1 protein-coding gene is annotated in these 290 nt (G+C 60.7%); it reads right to left on the bottom strand.

Annotated features, from left to right (window positions below):
- On the bottom strand, positions 1-290 hold a 290-nt coding region (locus KPG66_RS16975; protein ID WP_237071622.1), incomplete at both ends, for an AMP-binding protein.

The raw sequence follows: 290 nt of genomic DNA, 5'->3' as shown, positions 1-290 counted from the left end.
ATAGGCTCTGGCGTTATCCAGTGGCGTGCCTATCGGAATAGACGCTTGCGCTTGATACGGCTCCTCGATCAGATGGCCCGTGGCAATGGTTGTCTCAGTGGGCCCATACCCATTGATCAAGCGCAGTGCGGGACAGTGCTCGAGCACACGCTGCGCCGCCGCGGACGAGACAATATCCCCACCCACCGTCAGCTGACGTACACTGCGCAGATAGCTCAAGTCACCTTCGGCCATGACCTGAAACAGCCCCGCGGTCAACCACAGCGCGCTCACCTGATGCGCTCGGATGG

The sequence above is a fragment of the Mycetohabitans sp. B2 genome, from assembly GCF_021733735.1.
Lineage (GTDB): Bacteria > Pseudomonadota > Gammaproteobacteria > Burkholderiales > Burkholderiaceae > Mycetohabitans > Mycetohabitans rhizoxinica.
This window is presented reverse-complemented; position numbering and strand designations above follow the sequence as displayed.